A 4,960-nucleotide genomic window follows, 5' to 3' on the forward strand; every position below is an offset into this window, starting at 1 on the left:
CCACAAAATAAATGATCCTGTGTTGTCATGCTGAGGAACGTTCGCGTAGCGTGTCCCCTTGGGACTCAGCATCTGTACGAGATTCTAGCCTGCGGCAACGCGTACGTTCCACCCTGCGGGTAGACGCGCAAGCGGCTTCTGTAAGTAGCAAGCTACAGAATGACCAAAGAGCATTTCTTTATGTGGAGTTCTCTTAAGAGATTTAAAAACAAGAGTTCTGGAAGTAAAAGTTGATTTTCTAAGTGTTTTTGGTACAATCAATCATGGTCACATTTTCAATAGCATCGGTCTTATTGACAATAACTGACCTATCTTTTTTTCCATAATTTTGGTTCGACCTTTATACTGATTAAGTTGCAGCGTGCTTGTCTCCCCGTCAGGATGCAAAAAGCTGAGTTGTAACTAATTGCTCAATAATATCTGGATAAAATTTTTGAGCAATTTGCTGAAATTTTCCCGAAACTAGAATTCCACCCCAGCAATGCAGTAAGTAAATATCATTTTCCTGACTTAGCATAGATGCAGCTTGGAGTTGGCACATATTATGTGTTTGAGAGAGCAATTTAACAGATTGATTTTGCACTCTCGATACAGCATCGATGGGGGAAATATTATAGGTACAGGGAAGTATTTTGATGGGAAATTGAGTGCGATTAATGGCTCTAATCAAAGCTAGTTGATCTTGCTGTTGGAATTTTAACCACTCCTGATGCCACAATTCAAATAATAATCGAGTTTGGATGTTGTTTCTCCACAGAATCACTCCACTATTGAAGTGAGTTATGTTTTCTGGGATAAATTCTAAGGTGTAACTCTTTTCTGCTTGTGAAACGTGATTACATGTTCCCAAAGTTGATAGTCTATCTGCTGCCATACACATATCCCCACTATCGAGATATTCCCAAAGGTGAGAAATAGGTTTTAGAGGAAGAATATCTGCATCTAGAAAGAGTGTTTCGTTGTATGGACTAAAAATTGGTAAACTTGTTTTTATGTGACGAGATGAAAATGAGTTATGCTCCATCCACTCAGTAGGTTCTACAAATCTCGGAGTAATTTTGTACTCACTCAAAGCTAGATATTTTAATGATGGATGATTGGATATCAGGGTAATGGGTATTTTTGGCTCCAATCGACGTAAAATCAGGGCACTAGTTAGAGCTGCTTCCAAATATACAGTGTACCCCATCGCACAATAGACAACTCCTCGATCGGTCATATAGAGAAGCTTTGTAAATAAGTGTTCTATAGTATCTTCTCAACAAAGTTGAAAAAGTCAAGACCAGATTTTATGCAATTGTTTGAATTGAAGTTGAATTAAAATCGCCTCTCCACAGCTATGAATACCCAAACAGGTTCCAATTCTCCAGATATTTACTCGATTTTGCAGCAAACTGAGCGATCGCGTGTTAGTGATGGAGAGGTTAAACCTGTTTTAGATGCTTGCTTGAATACTTCACAGTTTTTAGTATACAACTGGGGGGTTTTGATAATCTAGAATATGCTTGGTGGCTGCAAAAAGAAAAAGAACAGCTTTTAAATAGAGGAATCACAATTCGCGCTATTGGGATTGGCAACCGCAATTCTGGAATCAAGTTTTGTGAAGGCTTTGCGTAACCCAATACATGATATGAAGAAAACAGAAATTATTTAAATCACAAAAATATCTAAACTCAACAACATAAAAGACGCTTCAAGCAATTTATAAAATGTTGGGTTGCGGTGCAAATATAGATTTATCAATTCGCTACAAATATTTCTCATGCACCTCCACCCAACATATGACGTTGGGAAAATAAAGATTCTTTAAATCACAAAAATATTTAAACTCAACAATTCAGAGACACTTCAAACAAGCTATAAAATGTTGGGTTTCAAAGCAAATTTAGATTTCTCATATCGCTGCAAATATAAATATTGCATTCAATACACAAATATATTTTTTTGACAACCGTAACAAAATCTCAAATCGATGTTTAGATTACAAAAATAATCTTAGGCTTATTTACAACCAAAAAACCAACGCAAGAATAATGCTTTCAGATGCTCAAAAATCAAAGTTATACGCCTCCCGTGAGTATTAAGAATATCGCATCCTGAAAGTACCGTCAATCCGTACACCCATTTTCTATTTGTCAAGACTTCCTGACATTCTTAACATATCAAGCTTTAGTAATTTAAATCATAATTGAGTTAAATTACTCTCTTTACTTATATAAACTCAAACGAGCGTATTCAGCTTGACTTTCCAAGCAGTCGCAACAAATATATTATTTAACTGAGGTTGTAAGGATAGGGGAATCTCGCTTCTACAATTTGGGATAATTTATGATTCGGTGTCACCTCACTGAGTCGCAATTATTGTTCACCCATAACAGAAATTGAGATTCCGAATAAAAATTCAAGAAATAAAAAAGCTTATACTGATTTGCGTTGAAAGCGCAGTAAATATAGAAAGACCAGAGCGCATCCTGAATAATACTTAATTAGTAACGTTACAAAAAGTACATTGTAAAAACTAGAAGAAGTTAAATATACTCATGCCTGTTCAGATATATCATCTGATTGCCTTCCTGATTGCGGCGGTGGTAGTGCTTTGGACTACGCCAGATGTCAGAAACATCGGAATTAAAAGCGGACAAGTAGATAAACCGGGCGATCGCAAAGTTCATCAACACCCAATGGTACGTCTGGGGGGAGTTTCTATCTTCATAGGGACGATGATGGCACTAATTACTGTGTGGTGGTTGGGAGGATTTGCGAATTTACCACCGGAGAAGGAATGGCAAATCTGGGGCGTAATTTTGGGGGGTTCGGGCTTTTTTCTCATCGGATTAGCCGATGATTTATTAAGCCTGTCTCCATTTATTCGCCTCGTCATGCAAGTGATTGTCGCCGCAGGAGCCTGGAAAGCGGGGGTAAGTATAGATTTTGTGACGATTCCCACGATGGGTATTGTTCATTTGGAATGGTTGAGTTTACCCATCACGGTAATTTGGTTGGTGGGGATGGTGAATGCGATTAATTGGATTGATGGGTTAGATGGATTAGCTGCTGGGGTGTCGGGAATTGCGGCTGTGGTGATGTTGGTTGTGGCTTTGTTTATGAAGCAACCAGCAGCAGCTTTAATTGCGGCAGCTTTGGCGGGTGCGTCTTTGGGTTTCCTCCGTTATAATTTCAATCCTGCACAAATATTTATGGGTGATGGTGGTTCCTATTTTATGGGATTCACCCTTGCGGCTGTGAGTATTGTGGGTTTGGTGAAAATTCCCGCTTTTACGGCGGTTTTACTACCATATGTGATTTTAGCGGTTCCCATTTTCGATATGTCAGCCGTGATTTTGCTGCGTTTGCGTCAGGGAAAATCCCCATTCCAAGCCGATAAACGCCATTTACATCACCGTTTATTGAGTGTGGGATTATCCCATCGTTGGGCTGTTTTGTTTATTTACTCCCTCACCTTATGGGTTGGTAGTTTGGCAATGGCGATCGCAGGAATTCCGAGCGGTGTAATATACGCTTGTGCAGCCACTTCTTTGCTGAGTTACACCAGTTGGAAAGTTTGGCGACGTGCGAAAATTAGGGAATAGGTATTGGGTATTATCCAATGCCCGTTACCAATCGCCCAAAATCTAAATTCTATGAGTGCTGAAATTATTTGTGTCGGAACTGAGTTGTTGCTGGGTGATATTCTCAATGGCAACGCGCAGTATATTGCGAAAGAATTAGCAAAGTTAGGTATCCCCCATTATTATCAAACGGTTGTGGGGGATAATTTGGAGCGATTGCAAAAAGCGATTGAAATTGCCAGTTATAGGGCGCAAATACTCATATTTACAGGTGGATTGGGACCAACTCCCGATGATTTGACTTGTGAAGCGATCGCACATTATTTTAATTCTCCCCTAATCGAACGTGCTGATATTATTGAAGATATTACTCAAAAGTTCGCTGTTCGCAATCGGGTAATGACACCCAGTAACAGCAAGCAAGCTTTAATTCCCCAAGGGGCTGATATTTTACCGAATATTTCTGGAACTGCACCTGGGATTATTTGGCAACCCAAACCAAATTTAATTATTCTCACGTTTCCTGGTGTTCCATCGGAAATGCATCGGATGTGGCAAGAAACAGCCGTTCCTTACCTTAAAAGTCAAGGTTGGGGTGAAAATATTATCCACAGTCGCATGTTGAAGTTTTGGGGTGTTGGGGAATCTGCTTTAGCGGAAAGGGTTAGTCCCTATTTAAATTTACCTAATCCGACTGTTGCACCATATGCGAGTAAAGGGGAAGTTAAATTGCGGGTTGCTGCCAAAGCTGTATCTGAATCTGCTGCGGAGCAATTAATTATACCTGTTGAGCAGCAAATTAAAGATATCGCTGGTTTGGATTATTATGGTGCTGATAATGACACTCTGGCATCAGTGGTTGGTGACTTGTTGCGTTTGTCTGGGGAAACCGTATCGGTGGCTGAATCTTGTACGGGTGGATATTTAGGGCAAATGTTAACGGAAAATTCCGGAAGTTCGGATTACTTTTGGGGTGGTGTAATTTCTTATGACAATTCGGTTAAGGCAAGAATATTAGGTGTCAATCCCGAAGATTTAGAAAAATACGGTGCTGTTAGTGCTGTAGTTGCTGAACAAATGGCAGTAGGTGTAAAAACTCGGTTAGGAACTACTTGGGGAATTAGTATAACAGGTGTTGCTGGACCAACTGGAGGCAGCGAGACAAAGCCTGTTGGTTTGGTTTATATAGGGTTAGCAGCAGCAAATGGCGAAGTCGAAAGCTTTGAACATCAATTCGGGGTTGCACGAGGACGTAGTTTGATTCGTCATTTGAGTGCATGTACTGCGTTAGATATATTGCGACGAAGGTTGATCAAAAGGAAATAGGGCAATGGGCAATGGGTACTTGTACTGAGCTTGCCGAAGTATTGGGCATTGGGAATATACTAAAG

Annotated in this window: 4 protein-coding genes; 3 read left to right on the forward strand and 1 reads right to left on the reverse strand. The window is 39.9% G+C overall.

Annotation, left to right across the window (positions count from 1 at the left end; genetic code table 11):
• Positions 1-376 precede the first annotated feature (376 nt).
• On the reverse strand, positions 377-1,219 hold the full coding sequence (locus CK510_RS26220) for a glycosyltransferase (protein ID WP_095724464.1): 843 nt from the start codon (positions 1,217-1,219) through the stop codon (positions 377-379).
• Positions 1,220-1,339: 120 nt separating this feature from the next.
• On the opposite strand from CK510_RS26220, the gene CK510_RS34325 reads away from it, so the two are divergent.
• The 3 genes from CK510_RS34325 to CK510_RS26235 all read left to right on the forward strand — a co-directional run bounded on the left by CK510_RS34325 (position 1,340) and on the right by CK510_RS26235 (position 4,895).
• Positions 1,340-1,498: a hypothetical protein gene (locus CK510_RS34325; RefSeq protein WP_342746003.1), complete on the forward strand. Its 159-nt coding sequence runs from the start codon at positions 1,340-1,342 to the stop codon at positions 1,496-1,498.
• 1,042 nt (positions 1,499-2,540) lie between these two features.
• On the forward strand, positions 2,541-3,590 hold the full coding sequence (locus CK510_RS26230; protein ID WP_095724465.1) for a glycosyltransferase family 4 protein: 1,050 nt from the start codon (positions 2,541-2,543) through the stop codon (positions 3,588-3,590).
• A gap of 51 nt (positions 3,591-3,641) precedes the next feature.
• Positions 3,642-4,895: a competence/damage-inducible protein A gene (locus tag CK510_RS26235; protein WP_095724466.1), complete on the forward strand. Its 1,254-nt coding sequence runs from the start codon at positions 3,642-3,644 to the stop codon at positions 4,893-4,895.
• Positions 4,896-4,960 lie beyond the last annotated feature (65 nt).

This window comes from Brunnivagina elsteri CCALA 953 (assembly GCF_002289455.1).
In the GTDB taxonomy this organism is placed as follows: domain Bacteria; phylum Cyanobacteriota; class Cyanobacteriia; order Cyanobacteriales; family Nostocaceae; genus Brunnivagina; species Brunnivagina elsteri.